This is a genomic window from Streptomyces sp. EDA2-14 (assembly GCF_054963755.1).
This window is the reverse complement of the sequence record NZ_JBUEGE010000017.1, coordinates 132,821-149,537: the sequence shown is the minus strand read 5'-3', so window position 1 is coordinate 149,537 and position 16,717 is coordinate 132,821. Positions and strand designations below refer to the sequence as shown.

The window sequence follows — 16,717 nt, the reverse complement described above, 5'->3', positions numbered from 1 at the left end:
GAAGCGAGGGATGAGTGACATGCAGCGCGTCTGCTTCCTGCTCAAGGTCAAGGCCGACCGCATCGACGAGTACCGCGTCCGCCACGAGGACGTGTGGCAGGAGATGCGCGATGCCCTGACCGCCACCGGCTGGCACAACTACTCGCTCTTCCTGCGCGAGGACGGGCTGCTCGTCGGCTACCTGGAGACCGAGGATTTCGACAGGGCCCGCGCCGCCATGGACGCCACCGAGGTGAACGCCCGCTGGCAGGCCGAAATGGGCGAGTTCTTCGAGGCATTGGACGGACAGGCGCCCGACGCCGCGATGCGCCCGCTCACCGAGGTCTTCCACCTTGCCTGAGCGCGCCGGGGGCCGGCCGACGGTCGGCATCAAGGACGTCGCCCGGCAGTCCGGCGTCTCCGTCGGCACCGTCTCCAACGTCCTCAACCAGCCCGACCGGGTCGCCGAACCCACCCGCAGGCACGTCCAGCAGGTGATCGCCCGGCTCGGCTACGTCCGCAGCGAATACGCCCGCCAACTGCGTGCGGGACACAGCCGGATCATGTCCCTGCTCGTCCTCGACATGGGCAACCCGTTCTTCGTGGACCTCGCGCGCGGCGCCGAACGCGCCGCGCGCGAGGCCGGGCTCGGCGTGATGGTGTGCAACAGCGCGCAGAGCCCCGCCGTGGAGGCCGACTATCTCTCGCTTTTCGCCGAGCAGCGGGTGCGCGGCGCCCTCATCACCCCGACCGACCCCAGCGGCGCCACCCTGCGCGCCTTCCGCCGCCACGGCATCCCGTACGTCGTCGTGGACCGCGTCGCGGGCGACGAACCGGGCTGCTCGGTGGCGGTCGACGACGTGGCGGGCGGCACGCTCGCCGTGCGCCACCTCGTCGACGCGGGCCACCGCTCCCTCGCCTACGTCAGCGGCCCGCCCCACCTCAGACAGGTGCAGGACCGCCGCGAGGGCGCCCACAAGGCGCTCGCCGAGGCGGGCCTGCCACCGTCCCACCTGTACGAACTCCCCACGGAACGCCTCGACGTGGCCGCGGGCCGCGACGCGGGCGCCCGTCTCCTCGGCCTCGCCCACCGCCCCACGGCCGTCTTCTGCGCCAACGACCTCCTCGCCCTCGGCGTCCTTCAGTCCCTGTACGCGGCCGGGGTCCGGGTCCCCGACGACATGTCGCTGGTCGGCTACGACGACATCGAGTTCGCGTCGGCCGCCACGGTCCCGCTCACCTCCGTCCGTCAGCCGGCCACGTCCCTGGGCACGATCGCCGCCCACCTCCTCCTCCAGGAGACGGGCGACCACGCGGCCGACCACCACCACGAACACATCGTGCTGCGCCCGGAGCTGGTGGTCCGGCGGTCGAGCCGCGCGGTGCCCTAGTGCCTGTCGGTCAGCGCACCGCGCTGGTCATCCGATACCTCCCCGGAGCCAGCCGATACGTGGCCACCTTGTCGGCGAAGCCCTCGAAGCGCACCCCGTCGGCCTTCGCCAGCGGGGTGCGGCCCGCGCGGACCGCGTCCGCCGCGACCGCCGGAAGGGACAGCGTCGCCTCCGTGTTGGGCGGGACCACGGCCTCGTAGGACAGCGTGCCGTCGTCGGCGAGCTTCCACGTGCTGGTGATCTCGCCGTACGGGGACAGGTGCCGCCCCTCGACCTCGGTGATCCGCCCTGTCGGGTCGAGGTGCGGCTGGAGGCGGAAGTGCCGGAAGCCGGGGTGGTCGGGGTCGCCTGCGATGCCCGCCATGTAGGCGTACATCCACTCCATGATCGCGCCGTACGAGTAGTGGTTGAAGGAGTTCATCTCGACCGGACCGAAGCCGTCGTCCTTGGAGTAGGAGTTCCAGCGCTCCCAGACCGTCGTCGCGCCGTTCTTCACCGAGTACAGCCACGACGGCATCGCGTCCTGGTGCAGCAGCTCGTACGCCAGGTCCGGGCGGCCCTCGTCGGTGAGGACCGGGGCGAGGACGTTCACGCCGAGGAAGCCGACCGAAAGGGTGTTCTCCGCGTAGTCGACGCGCGCGCTGTCGGGATGGGCGGCCTTGTACGCCGCGTCGTTCCCGATGTTGTCCGCCAACAGGCCGACCAGAGAACGGCGTTGGGCCTGCGTGTCGTAGAAGCCGAGCTTGAGGACCCACAACAGCGCCGACTGGCTGTTGTCCTCTGGATCGCCGCCCATGACCGGCTTTCCGCCGAGGCTCGACCGTACGGTGATCCTGTCACCTTCCACCGCGACGTACTTCGCCATGAAGGCGCGGCGGATGCGGGCGAAGAGGCTGTCGTACGCCTTCGCCTCCGTGGTCCGGCCCGTGGCGCGCGCCATCTGTGCCATGAGGCGCACGCTGTACGCGTAGTAGACGTCGCTCATCAGCTGGGTGCCGGTGTTCTGGAAGGCGAGCCAGTCGGCGAAGATCGCGCCTTGCCCGGCGTAGCTGTCGCCGCCCTTCTCCTTGATCCATTCGATGTAGCGGACCATGGCGTCCCAGCTGCGGTCGACGATGGTCCGGTCGCCGCTCATCTGCCACACCGTCCACGGCACGACGACCCCGCAGTCCGCCCAGCCGCTGCACGGCTCCGCCGCGTTGTACCGGTTGCCGGGCGCGACCGCCGTGAACTGGGCGGCGTCGACGCCGTACGTCTTCTGCGACTCGATCAGGATGTCCTCGAAATGGCTGAGGAAGGCGACCGAGTCCGTGTTGTAGAGGCCGGTCCTCGAGAACACCTGGGTGTCGCCGGTCCAGCCGAGCCGCTCGTCGCGCTGCGGGCAGTCGGTGGGCACCCAGAGGTAGTTGCCGCGCTGCCCCCAATGCACGTTGCTGATCAGCTGATTGACGTCGGCGTCGTTGGTCTTGATGCTGCCGGTCTCGCGGATCGCGGAGGTGGCGACCTTGCCGGTCAGGCCCGAGACCGTGACCTCGGCGTCCTTCGTGGTCACCTCCACCGACACGTAGCGGAAGCCGTAGAAGGTGAGCGAGTCCTGGTGTGTCTCGCCGTCGCCCGCGCCCTTGAGGACGTAGGTGCTGGTGGCCTTCGCCGAGCGGAGATTGGCCCGGTAGAGCGAGCCCACCGGGCCGTCCGCACCCTTGCTGTCGTCGTTCAGCATCTCGCCGAACCTGACGACGACTTCGGCCCCGGCGGGGCCGCGCAGCGTGTACCGGGGGACGCCGACCATGTTCTGGCCGAGGTCGAAGACGGCGGTGTCACCGGGGCGCAGGGTGACCGGGCCGGGTGCGCCGCTGGCGGAGCGGGCGGGGTCGGGGACGATGCGGCCCTTGCCGTTGGCGCTCGACTCCTCGCCGGTGACCTCGGAGTAGACCGTCACGGACCCGGGTGTGCGGTCCCACTTCTCCATCAGGCGGGCCGTCTCACCGGGGTAGGCGGTCAGCTTGGCATCCGGGTACGTCGCCGCGTAGCCGACCTCCTCCACGTCCGACCACTTCGAGGCGTCGAATCCGCTCGCCGTCCAGCCGGTGAGTTCCTTGCGGGCGTCATAGGTCTGGCCGTCGTAGATGTCGTCGGCGCGGTAGGGGCCGGTGTCGGTGGCCTTCCAGTCGGCGCCCGGCTTTGTCACGACGCTCTGGGTGCTGCCGTCGGCGTACCGGATCAGGAGCTTGGCCTTGAGGGCGAGCGGATTGCCGTCCTTGGAGTAGTACGTGCTGCCTTCCGAGACCCGCGCGTTGTACCAGCCGTTGCCGAGCACGGCCGCGAGCGTCACGTCACGGCCGCCACGTGCGACCGACTCCGTGACGTCGTACGTCATGTAGTTGACGCTGGTGTCGTAGTTGGTCCAGCCCGGGGTGAGCAGTTCGGCCGTACGGCCCTCGCCCTCGGGGACCGTGACGCGCTCGCCGTTGACGTACGCCTCGTAGACGCCGAGCGCCGTCACGTACAGGCGGGCCTCGCGGACCTGGCCCTTGCGCAGCCCGGTCTGGCCGCGCAGCAGCGGTGCGCCCGCCGAGTTGGGCTTCTTGCCCTTCATGCCGATCCACTGGGCGCCGTCCCAGCGGGTGACACCGTCGCTGCTCAGCAGGCCCGTCTCGAAGCGGGCGGCGGGTGAGGCGCCGAGCTCCTGGCCGTCGGCGCCCCACACGGTCACGGACCAGAAGTACCCGGTGGACGGCTTCAGTTCGGGCCCGTCGTAGCGCACGGCCACCGAGTCGGACGAGGTCACGCGTCCGCTGTCCCACACGTCCGGCCGGGTGAGGCGTGCGGCGCTCGACGCCACCCTGATCCGGTACGCGCCCTGCGTCAGGCCGCGCTCGGGCGAACCGAGCCGCCAGCCGAAGCGGGGGCGGGTGGCGTCGGTGCCGAGGGGGTCGACGCGGTGCTCGGTGGTGAGGCCGGTCACCGCGCCGTTCGGGGGAGTGGGGAGTCGGGCGGGGCCGATGGGGGCCGCGGCCGCGGAGGGGGCCGCGGCCGCGATGGCGGGCACCGCGCCCGCGGTCGCGGCGAGGACGGTTCTGCGACGTATGTCGCTGCGCATCTCGGGGTGTCCCTTCGTCGGTGAAGGTGTTCCGGTTCAAACGATTCAGGTCCGCGCCGCGAGAGGCAAGGGGCGTGCATGAGGTACGTACGAGGCGTATCCGCTTTACTGATCCGGTGGATCGGGTGGCTGGAGGCTCGGTACGTCACCTATCGGGCGTCGCGGCGGAGGCGATGCCCGAAACGATTCACCCGGCTGTCCGATGTATCGAACGCCGGACGGATCCGGCCACGTAGACTCCGACTGCCGCACCAGCTCACCAGGAGGATCACACCCGATGGGACAGTCCGTGGGGATCAAGGACGTCGCCCGCGCAGCGGGGGTGTCCGTGGGCACGGTCTCGAACGTGATCAACCGGCCCGATGCCGTCGCCGACGCGACGCGGGCCCGCGTCCAGGCCGCCATCGAGCGGCTGGGCTATGTCCGCAGCGAGTCGGCGCGCCAGCTGCGCGCCGGACGCAGCCGCATCATCGGCCTGCTCGTCCTCGACATGGGCAACCCGTTCTTCGTGGACGTGGCGCGCGGCGCCGAGCGCGCGGCGCGGGACGCCGGGCTCGGTGTGATGGTGTGCAACAGCGCGCAGAGCCCGGCCGAGGAGGCCGACTATCTCTCGCTCTTCGCCGAACAGCGGGTGCGCGGGGTGCTCCTGACGCCCGCCGAGGCGACCGGGCCCACCGTGGAGGCTTTCCGCCGGCACGACATCCCGTTCGTGCTGGTCGACCGGGTCGCGGAGGGCGCCACCGAGTGCTCGGTCTCGGTCGACGACGTCAACGGCGGCGCGCTCGCCGTGCGCCACCTCGTCGACGCCGGTCACCGTTCCATCGCCTATGTCAGCGGCCCGCACACCCTCAACCAGGTCGAGGACCGCCGCCAGGGCGCACTGCGCGCCCTGAAGGAGGCCGGCCTGCCCGCATCCGCGCTGCGCGAACTGCCCACCGAGCGGCTCGACGTGGCCGCGGGCCGCGACGCGGGCGCCCGTCTCCTCGGCCTCACCGAGCGCCCCACGGCCGTCTTCTGCGCCAACGACCTCCTGGCCCTCGGCGTCCTTCAGTCCCTGTACGCGGCCGGGGTCCGGGTCCCCGACGACATGGCGATCGTCGGCTACGACGACATCGAGTTCGCGGCGGCGGCCGCCGTTCCGCTCACGTCGGTGCGGCAGCCCGCCGTCCACATGGGCGCCCTCGCGGCGGAGCTGCTCCTGGAGGAGATCGAGGCGGCCGACGAGCCGGGGCGGGCGCACGAGCACCGCCGGGTCGTGCTCCAGCCCGAGTTGGTCGTGCGGGGATCGAGCCTGGGCGCGCGCTGAGTCGCCCGCTCACGGGCCGTTCGGCCCCTGTCCGCCGCGGCAGGCCGCCGCTAGCGTGCTCCGCACCGCAGCCAACCGCGCGTGGGGGAGGTCGTCATGCCGGCCGAGGAGCGTACGAAGCCGCCGTGGCTCCCGCCGCGCTGGGTCATCCGCACGGCCTGGTCGGTGCACCGGGGCGCGTACCGGATGGGCCGTGGCAGGGTCGGGCTGTGGCGGCCGCGCCCCCGCAAGTGGGGCACTCTGCGGCTGACGACCACGGGGCGCCGCACCGGCCGTCGGCGCGGCGTCATCGTCGCGTACGTGGAGGACGGCCCGCGCCTGGTCACGCTGGCGATGAACGGCTGGGCGGCGGCCGAGCCCGCCTGGTGGCTCAATCTTCAGGCCCACCCCGAGGCGACGGCCGAACTGGTCGGTGGCCCGCGGACCGTGCACGGGCGCGCCGCGACGGGCGAAGAGCGCTCGCGGCTGTGGGCCCGCTGGCGCGAGATCGAACCGAACCTGGACGCCCACGCGTCGAGGCGGCCCACCGAGACCGCCGTGGTGGTCCTGGAACCCGGGCCCGAGGGGGCCGACGGGCCCGGCGGGGCGAACGGACGACCGGGCGGCGGCACGGCGTGACCTGCGCGGCAGGTGTCAGGACGGCGTCACCCGCCCGTCGCGAAGCCCCGCCGCGAACGCCCGCGCCGCGGCCAGGTCCCCGTCGTTCGGTCGCCGCTTGTTGATGCCGCCCACCAGCTTGAACGGCGCCCAGGTGTCGAACGCCCGGCACGAGAAACTCCCGCTCACTTGAAAGCCTTTGCTCTCGAGAAGCCGACCCAAGGGGCGGGTGAACCGCGACAGCGGTGTCTCGGGCAGCCCGCTGGTGGCGAACACGAAGGCGCGGCCGTCTCCGGCGGGCAGCGCCTTGACGAAGTCGGTCAGCCGGGGATGGAGCCTGGTGTTGAAGACACCCGAGCCGAATCCCACGAGGTCGGCGTCCGCGAGCTCCGCGAGGTCGGCCTGCTCGGGGGAGACGACCTTGGCGTCCAGCACCTCGGCCATGGTCTCGGCGACACGGCGCGTGTTGCCGTGCGACACGGACGTGCACACGATGACGGCCTTCATCTCACGATCCTTTCTCTCCTCCGGTTCGGCCTACTGAGACCGGTCTTTACCTACTGAGAACAGTTCAGGAGCCCGGAATGTGACACCACCAGAACCGGGATCCCGTTCCGGGTGCGCACAAGGGCGGTCGCTGCCACACTGGCGTCACACGCCGGGTTGGGCCCGGCAGCCGGGCCCCGCCGTGCATCCCCCGTCGCGGCGGGGCCCTTTCGTGTCACCCCGACACCCTGTGCTGAACTGGGCGGACGCATCGTCCGCACCGCGCACAGGAGCCGCATTGAGCGCCGCCAGCTACCGACAGGCCGGGGTCGTCCTCACCGACCGACGGTTCTCCGTACCTCTCGACCACGACGTCCCCGACGGGGAGCGCATCGAGCTCTTCGCGCGCGAGGCGGTCGCCCCGGGGCGTGCGCACGAGAAGCTGCCCTGGCTGCTCTACCTCCAGGGCGGTCCCGGATTCGGCGCCAACCGCTTCTCCGGCCCGGCGGCCTGGCTCGGCCGCGCCCTGAAGGACTACCGGGTCCTCCTCCTCGACCAGCGCGGCACCGGCGCCTCCGCCACCGTCAACCGCCAGACGCTCCCGCTGCGCGGCGACGCCGCACAGCAGGCCGCGTACGTGGGGCACTTCCGCGCCGATTCGATCGTGCGCGACTGCGAGTTCATCCGCCGCGAGGTCACCGGCGGCGCGCCCTGGACGATCCTCGGGCAGAGCTTCGGCGGCTTCTGCGCCGTCCGCTACCTGTCCGCCGCGCCGGAAGGGCTCGACACCGCGATCATCACGGGCGGCCTGCCGACGCTCGACGGGCACGCCGACGACGTGTACCGGGCCGCGTACCCGCGCGTCGAGCGCAAGGTCCGCGCGCACTACGCCCGTTACCCGATGGACGTCGAGCGGGCGCGGGAGATCGCGGCGTACGTCCTGGAGCACGAGCCCGTGCTGCCGAACGGGTATCGGCTCACGCTGCCCGCCTTCCAGTCCCTCGGCATCTGGCTCGGCGCGGGCGACGGCAGCGACCGGCTGCACTATCTGCTGGAGGACGCGTTCGTACGGACCCCCGGCGGACTGGAGCTGTCGGACGCGTTCCGCGAGCAGGTCGCGGGTGCGTTGTCCTACCGCTCCCACCCGCTGTACGCCGTGCTGCACGAGGCGATCTACGCGCAGGGTGGTCGGCCCACCGACTGGTCCGCGGAGCGCGTGCGCGGCGAATTCCCGCAGTTCGACGGGGAGAAGACACTCGCCGGCGGCGGACCGCTGCTCTTCACCGGCGAGACGATCCACCCGTGGCAGTTCGACTGCGACCCGGCGCTGCGACCGCTGCGCGAGGTCGCGGAGCTGGTGGCGGCCCGCACCGACTGGGCCCCGCTGTACGACCCGACCCGGCTCGCCGCCAACGAGGTCCCGGCCGTCGCCGCCGTCTACCACGAAGACATGTACGTCGACACGGAGCACGCCCTGCGCACCGCCCGGACCATCCGCGGGCTGCGCCCCTGGGTGACGAACGAGTTCGAGCACGACGGCCTGCGGGCGGGCGGTCCGCGCGTGCTCGACCGGCTGCTGGCGATGGCGCGGGGCGAGGCATAGCCCCGCGGGCCGGGACATCGGCGCCTACGCTGCCCGTATGACCCTGCCCGAACCGCAGACCCAAGCCCCCTTGCAGCCCATGCCGGAGGACTGGCGGCGCGCGCTCGCCGTGGTCGCCCACCCCGACGACCTGGAGTACGGCTGCGCCGCCGCCGTCGCGGCCTGGACCGACGTGGGCCGCGAGGTCGGCTATGTACTCGCCACCCGCGGCGAGGCCGGAATCGACACCCTCGAACCCGCCAAGTGCGGCCCGCTGCGCGAACAGGAGCAGCGGGCCGGTGCGGCCGTCGTCGGGGTGGAGACGGTGGAGTTCCTCGACCACCGGGACGGTGTCATCGAGTACGGCACCGCGCTGCGCCGCGACATCGCCGCCGCGATCCGCCGCCACCGACCCGAACTCGTCGTCACCCTCAACCACCGTGACACCTGGGGCGGCACTGCCTGGAACACGCCCGACCACGTCGCCGTCGGCCGGGCCACGCTCGACGCGGCAGGCGACGCGGGCAACCGGTGGATCTTCCCCGAGCTGGCCGAGCGGGGCCTGGAGCCGTGGGACGGGGTGCGGTGGGTGGCGGTCTTCGGGTCGGCGCACCCCACGCACGCGGTCGACGCCACGGCCGGACTCGAACGCTCCGTCGCCTCGCTCCTCGAACACCGCACGTACATCGAGGCGTTGACGAGCGAGGACCCGGAGACGTACTGCCGCACCTTCCTGACGGACAACGCGCGGACGGCGGGGGAGCGGTTCGGCGGGAGGCCGGCGGTGCCGTTCGAGGTGTTCGGCCGGTAGGCCATTGCTGCCTGCTGCCTGCTGCCTGCTGCCTGCTGCCTGCTGCCTGCTGTCTGCTGCTTCAGCGCCGCAGCCGGAGTGCGGAGATCAGGAAGAAGACGCCGCCGAGGAAGGCGTACCCGGCCAGGTTGGTGAGGGAGGCGCCGTCCTTGGCCGCCTGGGCGACGAAGGAGGCCCCGGCGAGCGCGGAGATGCCGCCGCTGACGATCATCGGCCACTGTCCTCCCATGCCGCGCCGCAGCACACCGACGGTCAGTTGGACGAGACCCGCGGTGACGGCCCAGGTGCCCCACACGCGCAGCACGGCCGGAATGCCGGAGGAGACGGCTGCGAGCAGCCCCGCGGTGGTCAGGACGCTGAGCGCGATGTTCGCGTACAGGCCGCGCACCGGACCGCGGCTCGCCCTGGCGGAGCGGACGTCGACGATCGCGCAGGCCACGTCGAACAAGGGGTAGAGCACGAGCAGCGTCTTGCTGAGGGTGCCCAGATGGCCGGCGGTGGTGAACAGCAGACCGGCCCACACCGCGGCGAACGCGAAGCGCAGGAGGTACAGGCGGCGCAGGGACGAGGCGGGGCTCGTCGCGGGCGCGGGGGCGGGGGCGGAGACGACGGTTTCCATGAGGATCCCTTTCGAAGGGTGGAGTAGGGGTGGAGTAGGAGGCGTGCGGCGCCGGAGCGCACATCACGTGTGGGGCCGAAGCCTCCCACCGAGGGAGAACGTTCGGTCTCTTTTCATCTAAAGCCAGCCGTGGCCCGCCGTCAAGACCGAACGTTCTCCCTCTCGCCCCTGGTACCGTTGCGCCATGAGCGCGAGCACGACAGGCGGCAGGACGTCCGAGGCGCGATCGCGGCTGCTCGGCACGGCGACCCGCATCTTCTACGGCGAGGGGATCCACTCGGTCGGAGTGGACCGGATCATCGAAGAGGCCCGGGTCACCCGGGCCACGCTGTACCGGCATTTCAAGGGCAAGGAAGAGCTCGTCCTCGCCTACCTGCAGCAGGCCGACCAGGGCATCCGGGGCCAGGTCGAGGCCGTCCGCGCCCAGGGACTGTCGGCGCCCGACACGGTCCGCGCCGTCGCCCGCACCATCACCGACGGCATCCGGTCCTCCGGCTTTCGCGGCTGCGCCTTCCTGAACGCCGCCGCCGAGTACCCCGACCCGTCCCACCCGGTCCACCAGGCCGTGCTGGCGCATCGGCAATGGTTCCTGGACACCGCCGTCGAACTGCTCGGACAGGCCGGTTGCGTGCCCGCGGACGCGGCGGGCCGGCACTTCGTCATGCTCCGGGACGGGGCCATGGCCGCAGGCTGCCTCTTCGATCCCGCGCTCATCTCCGAGACGTTCCTCGACGGGGTGGAAGGCATCCTGCGCGCCGACTGACGGCGCGCCGCCGCAGGCCGGTGCGCGCATGCCACGATGACCGCATGAGTGACGAGCGCCGCAGCCTGCTTGCCGACAAGACGCCCTTCCCCGAAGGTCTCGACGACCGGCTGCGGGAGCAACTCACCTTCCTCGTCGAGGTGGATCAGCTCAAGACCGTGCTCCGGCAGTCGCCGCTGGCCGCGGCGGACCGCCGGGAGAACGACGCGGAGCACTCCTGGCACCTGGCGATGATGGTCGTCGTCCTCGCCGAGCACTCCGACCGGCCCATCGACGTCGGGCACACCGTCCAGTTGGTGCTCCTGCACGATCTGGTGGAGATCTACGCCGGCGACACGCCGCTGTACGACCGTGCGGCGGGCGCGGACCAGGAGGAGCGGGAGAGCGCCGCGGCCGACGAGCTCTTCGGGCTGCTTCCGGCGGACCAGGCCCGGCGCATGCGGGCGTTGTGGGACGAGTTCGAGGAACGACGCACCCCCGAAGCGGCCTTCGCCAAGGCGATGGACCGACTGCAGCCCCTCCTGCTCAACTGGATGGCGCGCGGCGGCACATGGCGCACCCCGGGCGTCACCGCCGACGACGTCCGCGCCCGCAAGGCGGTCATCGGGGGCGCGTCCGGGGCGCTGTGGCAGGCCGGGCAGCGCCTCATCGACGAGGGCGAGGCGCGCGGATGGTCGAGGCGGTCCGGGCCGGAGTGAGGACGGTCGCACTCGGGCAGGCGCGTGGATCCTCGTGACGCCAAAGGGGCTATCGTGTCGGCATGCCAGCCGAGTTGATCCGTATCGTCTCCCGTTCCTCGCCCATGGCTCTGGCCCAGGTGGAGCGCGTCCGCGCCGAACTCGCGGCGCTCCATCCCGGCATCCGCACCGAGGTCGTACCCGTCACGACCAGCGGCGACAAGTGGATGGGCGATCTGTCGAAGCTCGGCGGCAAGGGCGCCTTCACCAAGGAGGTCGACCGGGCCCTGCTCGACGGGCAGGCCGATCTCGCCGTGCACTGCCTGAAGGACATTCCGGCGGACCGGCCGCTGCCCGAGGGGTGCACGTTCGGCGCGTACCTGAAGCGGGACGACGTGCGGGACGCGCTGATCGACCCGGCGGGCCGCACGCTCGACGAACTGCCCGAGGGTACCCGCGTCGGCACGTCCTCGGTCCGCCGCGTCGCGCAACTCGCGGCCTCGCACCCGCACTTGGAGTGCGTCCCGATGCGCGGCAACGCCAACCGCCGCATGGAGAAGATGGCGGCGGGCGACGCGGACGTGCTGCTCCTGGCGCTGTCGGGCCTCGAGCGGATCGAGCGCACCGACGTCATCACGGAGGTCCTCTCGACGGAGACGATGTGCCCGCCGATCGGCGCCGGGATCCTGGCACTCCAGTGCCGCGAGGACGACGAGTCGACGCTGGAGGCGGTGGCCGGGCTCGGCGACCGCGACACCTGGCGCGAGGCGACGGCCGAGCGCATGTTCCTGCACGTGCTCCAGGGGCACTGCAACTCGCCGATCGCCGGCTACGCCCGCGCCGAGCGCTCCGGCGATCTGTCCCTGCGCGGCTGCGTGTTCACGCCGGACGGCAAGCGGGTGCTCAACGCGCAGGAGTGGGCGGGCCCCTTGGACCCCGCGACGCTGGGGATGTCGGTCGCGGTGGCGCTGCTGCGGCAGGGCGCGCGGGACCTGATCGACGAGATCCCCCACTGAGCGTCCCCTGGTGAGCCGGGCCGTATCATGTGCCCGGCGAACGACCAGGAGGTTGACCGATGATCAGTCCGGCAGCGGCCGGGGGAGTGGCCCTCATCGAACTGGGGATGGCCCTGACTCCGGGACCGAACATGATCCATCTCGCCTCCCGTGCGATCACCCAGGGCCGCAGGGCGGGTCTGGTCAGCCTCGGCGGGACCGCCGTGGGATTCGTGGCCTATCTGCTGGCCGCGGCCGCGGGCCTGTCCGCGCTGTTCGCCGCCGTGCCGGTGGCGTACCTGGTGGTCAAGCTGGCCGGCGCCGCGTACCTGGCCTATCTCGCCTGGGGCATGCTCAAGCCCGGCGGCCGCTCGCCCTTCGCCCCGGCCGCGGACCTGCCGCCGGTCTCCGACGCCCGCCTGTTCTCGATGGGGCTGCTGACCAACCTGCTCAACCCCAAGATCGCGCTCATGTACGCCGCGCTGCTGCCCCAGTTCCTGGCCCCGCACGCGGGGTCGGCCGCGGCGCAACTGCTCCAGCTCGGCGCTGTGCAGATCGTCGTGGGGATGACCGTGAACGGTCTGATCATGCTGGGCGCCGCACGCGTTTCGGGATTCCTGGCCGCACGGCCCCGCGCCATGACCGCCCAGCGGTTCACGGCGGGCGGCCTGCTCGGCGTCTTCGCGCTGCGCACCGCCCTGTCCCGCACCCCCGCCTCCACGTGAGCGCCGCCCGCGTCGGCTAGGACGCCCGCGCAGACGCTTTCGCCGCCGCCCGCGCCCCGTCCGTAAGCCACACCGCCGCCGCACCCGCCATGAGCACCAGCACCGCGAGCGCCGTGAGCGTCGTCCCCATCGATGCCACGAAGTCCCTGCCGGACGCGAGCAGGGTGGTCGCGGTCGCCACCCCGAGCGTCGGGCCCACGTTCATCGCCGTCTGCTGCAGCCCGCCCGCCACTCCGGCAGCGGCGAGGTCGGCCCGGCGGACGAGGGACTCGGTCGCGGCGACCATCACCGTTCCGAATCCGGCACCCATCGCCAAGGCGCAGGCGCCGATGGCCAGCCGGGTCGATGACGTGTCGAGGCGGCCGAAGCCGTACACGCCCACCGCCAAGGTGAGCATCCCCGCCGCCGTCGTCGCACGGGACCCGTAGCGGCGCAGCAGCAGCGGGGTGAGCGGCGCCGCGAGCACCATGCACAGGGCGGCGGGCAGCATCCGCAGCGCCGTGCCGAGCGGGTCGAGACGCAGCACGTCCTGCAAGAAATACGTTCCGGTGAACAGCGTGCCGAAGAGCGCCGCGGAGGCCGTCAGCAGGATACCCAGCGCCGACGCGACGGCAGGCGACACGAGCAGCGCGGGGGGCAGCAGCGGGTCCGCCGTACGGCGCTCGTGCACGACGAACGCCACCGCCGCGGCGCCCGCACCGGCCGCGAGCAGCACCGTGCCCGCGGACCACCCGGCCGTCGGGAGCGCGGCCAGCGCCGCCACCAGACAACCGAGCGCCCCGGCGAGCAGCAGCGCACCGCCGGGATCGAGCCCGACGGCAGGCTTCCCGCAGGCCTCCGCCCGGTCGTCCCGAGCGCCGAGCACGAGCACCGCGATCGCCACCGCGGGCAGCACACCGAGGAAGAACACCGAACGCCAGCCCCAATGCGCCGTCAGCACCCCGCCGACCAGCGGCCCCGTGGCTGCCGCGACGCCGATCGCGCTGGTGCGCAGCGCGATCGGCATGCCGAGCGAATCCTCCGCGTACGCTGCCCGCAGCATGCCGAGCGTCGCCGGCTGCAACAGTGCGCCGCACACCCCCTGCACCACGCGCAGGGCGATGACCCAGCGGATGTCAGGGGCGACACCGATCCCGGCGGATGCCGCCGCGAAGCCGAGCATCCCGTACCCGAAGAGACGCCGGTGCCCGTAACGGTCGCCGAGGCGTCCCGCGAACACCAGCAGGCTCGCGACCGCGATCAGATAGCCGGTGCTGGTCCACTGGACCTGACTGAGGGAGGCACCGAGATCGTCCTGGAGGGCGGGCTGGGCGACCGTCAGGACCGTGCCGTCGAGCGCGACGAGGACTGCGCCGACGACACTGCCCGCGAGCGTGATACGCCGGTGGGTGCGACCGTTCACCGGTTCACCGGGCCCAGGTGGGCGTCGAGCACCGACGCCAGCAGAGGCTCGATGTCCTCGGCTTCGACGGCCAATTGGAGGCTGCCCCAGCCCCACAGTTGGGCGACACCGTGCAGATTCGCCCACAGCGCCCCGGCCACGAGTGCGGGCTCCGCGTCCGGCCGAGCGGCGGCGACCCGCTCGACAAGCACCTTGAACAGCGGGAGGCTCGTCTCGCGCAGCCCCAATTGGCCGCTCTCCAGCAGATTGTGGCGGAACATCAGCTCGTACATGCCGCGGTGCCGCGCCGCGAAGTCGAGATAGGCGCGCGCCAGGGTCGCCACTTGGGAACGCGGATCCTGGGCGCTGTCGGCGAGCGCCCGCGCGGCCTGTTCGCCGAGGTCCGTGAAGCCGCGCCGGGCGATTGCCGACAGCAGCTCCAGGTGGGTGGGGAAGTAGCGGCGGGGCGCGCCGTGCGAGACCCCCGCGCGGCGGGCGATCTCGCGGAGCGAAAGCGAGGCCGCGCCCTCGGTGTCCACGAGTTCCACGCCTGTGTCGACAAGTCGATCGCGCAGGCCGCGTCCGGTGGTGGTGTCGTCCGTGTGCATAGACACTGTCTACCGGAAGTTGGTAGACAGTGTCTACTCCAGTGGTGGGTCGGGCTGCTCGTGAACGAGCAGGGTGATGGCGGACTTGAGGCGGTGCAGGTAGAACTCCCGTGAATCGGCCTGGTGCTTGAGGCCGATCGACGTGCTGATGAGTGTCTGCGCGACGGGGGTGGCCGGTTCGTGGCCCGAGGCGCGGGCGATCGCGGTCGTGACCAGTTCCTCGAAGCGCCGCGGCGCTGTTTCCGTGATCTCGCCGAGGAGCCCCGGGTTGTCCTCGATGACGGCCGCGATGTCGCGCGACAGCGGGCCGATGTAGCGGCCCGCCCACTGGTCGAAGGCCTCCGCGAGGCGTTCCCGGAGTGGGCGGTCGGGGTCGGTGAGGATGCGTTCGACCGCCGTGAGGTCGCGTTCCAGGGTCCGGCCGGCCGCGGCGCGGAACAGGGCCTCCTTCGAGGAGAAGAGGAAGTAGAGGCCGGGCCTGGAGATGTGTGCCGTCCGTGCCACCTCCTCCATCGAGGTCTTCCGGTATCCGAACCGCGCGAACGTGGCCATGGCGGAGTCCAGGACCTGGCTGCGGCGATCGGTGTCGGCGGCGCCTGTGGGCGGCGAGGGGGCGGCCTCGGGAGTGCTCATGCGGCGACCCTATGACCACTGACCGCACTATACAATTCATGTTCAGTCCGTATAGTCGCTGTCATGGTAGCCCCCAGCCTCATCGCCACGCCCTTCACCGCCTCCAGTACCGCGGACGACGTGTTGCGGGGCCTCGACCTCGCCGGTGTCCGCGCGATCGTGACGGGGGCGTCGTCCGGACTCGGCGTAGAGACGGCCCGTTCGCTGGCCGCTGCCGGGGCCGAGGTGACGCTCGCCGTCCGGAACACGGTCGCGGGGGACGCCGTCGCCGGGCGGATCGCGCGGTCGACCGGCGGGATCAGGCCCCGGGTCGCACGGCTCGACCTGGCCGACAGGGCATGCGTCTCGCGATTCGTCGACGCCTGGGAGGGGCCGCTCCACCTGCTGGTCAACAACGCCGGCGTGGTCACGGGCGGCCTCGAACGGACCGACGAGGGCTGGGAGTTGCAGTTCGCGACGAACCATCTCGGTCACTTCGCGCTGGCCACCGGCTTGCGCGGCGCCCTGGCCCTGGGCGCGGCCGATCGCGACGGAGCGCGGATCGTCTCCGTCAGTTCGACGGCGCACATGCGGGCAGGCGTCGACTTCGGTGATCTTCACTTCGAACGCCGCCCCTACGACCCGCAGATCGCCTACGCCCAGTCGAAGACGGCGAACTCCCTCTTCGCCGTCGAGGCGACCCGCCGCTGGGCGTCCGACGGCGTCGTCGCGAACGCGGTGAATCCCGGAGGCATCGCGACGGGGTTGCAGCGGAACTTCACGCCGGAGCAGAAAGCGTCGCTCGCCGCGGCCGAGGCCGCCGGGGTCTTCACGTACAAAACGGTCGAGCAGGGGGCAGCCACCACCCTCGTCGCGGCCGTCTCCCCGCAATTCGCGCACACCGGAGGCCACTACCTGGACGACGGGCAGGAGGCCCCCACCGTGCCGAACGACGCGGACCTCGCACGGCACCCGCACGGGGTCAAGGAGTGGGCGCTCGATCCCGCTGCGGCCGAGCGTTTGTGGGGTGTCTCGGTCGGCCTGTTCGATTCGTAAACTTTGGTTTCCATATGACTGTTCGGAAA

17 protein-coding genes are annotated in these 16,717 nt (G+C 71.9%); 11 read left to right on the top strand and 6 right to left on the bottom strand.

Translation table 11 applies throughout. The annotated features are described in order from the left end of the window. Window positions 1-19 precede the first annotated feature (19 nt). The gene (locus tag ACY34M_RS31650) at window positions 20-340 is read left to right on the top strand and encodes an L-rhamnose mutarotase (RefSeq protein ID WP_462721827.1); all 321 of its coding nucleotides are present in this window, start codon (window positions 20-22) and stop codon (window positions 338-340) included. Then, window positions 333-1,370, top strand: a complete 1,038-nt coding sequence (locus tag ACY34M_RS31645) for a LacI family DNA-binding transcriptional regulator (RefSeq protein ID WP_462721710.1) — start codon at window positions 333-335, stop codon at window positions 1,368-1,370. The genes ACY34M_RS31650 and ACY34M_RS31645 overlap by 8 nt, the downstream gene beginning before the upstream one ends. Window positions 1,371-1,380: 10 nt before the next feature. Here ACY34M_RS31645 and ACY34M_RS31640 read toward each other — a convergent pair whose 3' ends face one another. Beyond that, entirely contained in the window at window positions 1,381-4,470 is a 3,090-nt protein-coding gene (locus ACY34M_RS31640; RefSeq protein ID WP_462721711.1) for a family 78 glycoside hydrolase catalytic domain, read from the bottom strand. 277 nt (window positions 4,471-4,747) lie between these two features. Here ACY34M_RS31640 and ACY34M_RS31635 point away from each other — a divergent pair, with 277 nt between their 5' ends. Continuing rightward, on the top strand, window positions 4,748-5,776 hold the full coding sequence (locus tag ACY34M_RS31635; RefSeq protein ID WP_462721712.1) for a LacI family DNA-binding transcriptional regulator: 1,029 nt from the start codon (window positions 4,748-4,750) through the stop codon (window positions 5,774-5,776). Between the two features lie 96 nt (window positions 5,777-5,872). Further along, on the top strand, window positions 5,873-6,394 hold the full coding sequence (locus tag ACY34M_RS31630; RefSeq protein ID WP_462721713.1) for a nitroreductase/quinone reductase family protein: 522 nt from the start codon (window positions 5,873-5,875) through the stop codon (window positions 6,392-6,394). 15 nt (window positions 6,395-6,409) lie between these two features. Here the strand turns inward: ACY34M_RS31630 and ACY34M_RS31625 are convergent, their stop codons facing one another. Beyond that, window positions 6,410-6,880 (bottom strand): flavodoxin family protein, encoded by a 471-nt coding sequence (locus ACY34M_RS31625; protein WP_462721714.1) that lies wholly within the window; start codon window positions 6,878-6,880, stop codon window positions 6,410-6,412. A gap of 277 nt (window positions 6,881-7,157) precedes the next feature. Here ACY34M_RS31625 and ACY34M_RS31620 point away from each other — a divergent pair, with 277 nt between their 5' ends. Together ACY34M_RS31620 and ACY34M_RS31615 are read left to right on the top strand one after the other, a co-directional pair. Continuing rightward, window positions 7,158-8,462: an alpha/beta fold hydrolase gene (locus ACY34M_RS31620; RefSeq protein ID WP_462721715.1), complete on the top strand. Its 1,305-nt coding sequence runs from the start codon at window positions 7,158-7,160 to the stop codon at window positions 8,460-8,462. Between the two features lie 37 nt (window positions 8,463-8,499). Further along, window positions 8,500-9,252: a PIG-L deacetylase family protein gene (locus tag ACY34M_RS31615; RefSeq protein WP_462721716.1), complete on the top strand. Its 753-nt coding sequence runs from the start codon at window positions 8,500-8,502 to the stop codon at window positions 9,250-9,252. A gap of 61 nt (window positions 9,253-9,313) precedes the next feature. Here ACY34M_RS31615 and ACY34M_RS31610 read toward each other — a convergent pair whose 3' ends face one another. Next, complete coding sequence (locus ACY34M_RS31610; protein ID WP_462721717.1) at window positions 9,314-9,871, bottom strand: hypothetical protein; 558 nt, start codon at window positions 9,869-9,871, stop codon at window positions 9,314-9,316. 184 nt (window positions 9,872-10,055) lie between these two features. On the opposite strand from ACY34M_RS31610, the gene ACY34M_RS31605 reads away from it, so the two are divergent. The 4 genes from ACY34M_RS31605 (at window position 10,056) to ACY34M_RS31590 (ending at window position 13,031) form a co-directional block, all read left to right on the top strand. After that, on the top strand, window positions 10,056-10,634 hold the full coding sequence (locus tag ACY34M_RS31605; protein WP_462721718.1) for a TetR/AcrR family transcriptional regulator: 579 nt from the start codon (window positions 10,056-10,058) through the stop codon (window positions 10,632-10,634). Window positions 10,635-10,678: 44 nt separating this feature from the next. Then, on the top strand, window positions 10,679-11,332 hold the full coding sequence (locus ACY34M_RS31600; protein WP_462721719.1) for an HD domain-containing protein: 654 nt from the start codon (window positions 10,679-10,681) through the stop codon (window positions 11,330-11,332). Between the two features lie 62 nt (window positions 11,333-11,394). Further along, on the top strand, window positions 11,395-12,327 hold the full coding sequence (gene hemC, locus ACY34M_RS31595) for a hydroxymethylbilane synthase (RefSeq protein ID WP_462721720.1): 933 nt from the start codon (window positions 11,395-11,397) through the stop codon (window positions 12,325-12,327). A 59-nt stretch (window positions 12,328-12,386) separates the two neighbouring features. Continuing rightward, window positions 12,387-13,031, top strand: a complete 645-nt coding sequence (locus ACY34M_RS31590; protein WP_462721721.1) for a LysE family translocator — start codon at window positions 12,387-12,389, stop codon at window positions 13,029-13,031. Window positions 13,032-13,047: 16 nt separating this feature from the next. Here the strand turns inward: ACY34M_RS31590 and ACY34M_RS31585 are convergent, their stop codons facing one another. Genes ACY34M_RS31585 through ACY34M_RS31575 form a run of 3 tightly spaced genes read right to left on the bottom strand, consistent with a single transcriptional unit; the run spans window position 13,048 to window position 15,653 of the window. Then, window positions 13,048-14,433: an MFS transporter gene (locus ACY34M_RS31585; RefSeq protein ID WP_462721722.1), complete on the bottom strand. Its 1,386-nt coding sequence runs from the start codon at window positions 14,431-14,433 to the stop codon at window positions 13,048-13,050. Then, a complete protein-coding gene (locus ACY34M_RS31580) occupies window positions 14,430-15,020 on the bottom strand; it encodes a TetR/AcrR family transcriptional regulator (protein ID WP_462721723.1) in 591 nt (196 codons plus the stop codon). Before ACY34M_RS31580 ends, ACY34M_RS31585 begins: the two co-directional genes overlap by 4 nt. A 33-nt stretch (window positions 15,021-15,053) precedes the next feature. After that, window positions 15,054-15,653 carry a TetR/AcrR family transcriptional regulator gene (locus tag ACY34M_RS31575; protein ID WP_462721724.1) on the bottom strand — a complete coding sequence of 200 codons (600 nt, stop codon included), beginning with the start codon at window positions 15,651-15,653 and terminating at the stop codon, window positions 15,054-15,056. 63 nt (window positions 15,654-15,716) lie between these two features. On the opposite strand from ACY34M_RS31575, the gene ACY34M_RS31570 reads away from it, so the two are divergent. After that, window positions 15,717-16,688, top strand: coding sequence for an SDR family NAD(P)-dependent oxidoreductase (locus ACY34M_RS31570; protein WP_462721725.1), 972 nt, complete (start codon window positions 15,717-15,719; stop codon window positions 16,686-16,688). Window positions 16,689-16,717: the final 29 nt, after the last annotated feature.

Bases quoted from the DNA above. Each gene is read 5' to 3' on its own strand.
- ACY34M_RS31650 (WP_462721827.1), top strand. From the start codon at position 20: ATGCAGCGCGTCTGCTTCCTGCTCAAGGTCAAGGCCGACCGCATCGAC.
- ACY34M_RS31640 (WP_462721711.1), bottom strand. From the start codon at position 4,470: ATGCGCAGCGACATACGTCGCAGAACCGTCCTCGCCGCGACCGCGGGC.
- ACY34M_RS31635 (WP_462721712.1), top strand. From the start codon at position 4,748: ATGGGACAGTCCGTGGGGATCAAGGACGTCGCCCGCGCAGCGGGGGTG.
- ACY34M_RS31630 (WP_462721713.1), top strand. From the start codon at position 5,873: ATGCCGGCCGAGGAGCGTACGAAGCCGCCGTGGCTCCCGCCGCGCTGG.
- ACY34M_RS31625 (WP_462721714.1), bottom strand. From the start codon at position 6,880: ATGAAGGCCGTCATCGTGTGCACGTCCGTGTCGCACGGCAACACGCGC.
- ACY34M_RS31615 (WP_462721716.1), top strand. From the start codon at position 8,500: ATGACCCTGCCCGAACCGCAGACCCAAGCCCCCTTGCAGCCCATGCCG.
- ACY34M_RS31610 (WP_462721717.1), bottom strand. From the start codon at position 9,871: ATGGAAACCGTCGTCTCCGCCCCCGCCCCCGCGCCCGCGACGAGCCCC.
- ACY34M_RS31605 (WP_462721718.1), top strand. From the start codon at position 10,056: ATGAGCGCGAGCACGACAGGCGGCAGGACGTCCGAGGCGCGATCGCGG.
- ACY34M_RS31600 (WP_462721719.1), top strand. From the start codon at position 10,679: ATGAGTGACGAGCGCCGCAGCCTGCTTGCCGACAAGACGCCCTTCCCC.
- hemC (WP_462721720.1), top strand. From the start codon at position 11,395: ATGCCAGCCGAGTTGATCCGTATCGTCTCCCGTTCCTCGCCCATGGCT.
- ACY34M_RS31590 (WP_462721721.1), top strand. From the start codon at position 12,387: ATGATCAGTCCGGCAGCGGCCGGGGGAGTGGCCCTCATCGAACTGGGG.
- ACY34M_RS31580 (WP_462721723.1), bottom strand. From the start codon at position 15,020: ATGCACACGGACGACACCACCACCGGACGCGGCCTGCGCGATCGACTT.
- ACY34M_RS31575 (WP_462721724.1), bottom strand. From the start codon at position 15,653: ATGAGCACTCCCGAGGCCGCCCCCTCGCCGCCCACAGGCGCCGCCGAC.
- ACY34M_RS31570 (WP_462721725.1), top strand. From the start codon at position 15,717: ATGGTAGCCCCCAGCCTCATCGCCACGCCCTTCACCGCCTCCAGTACC.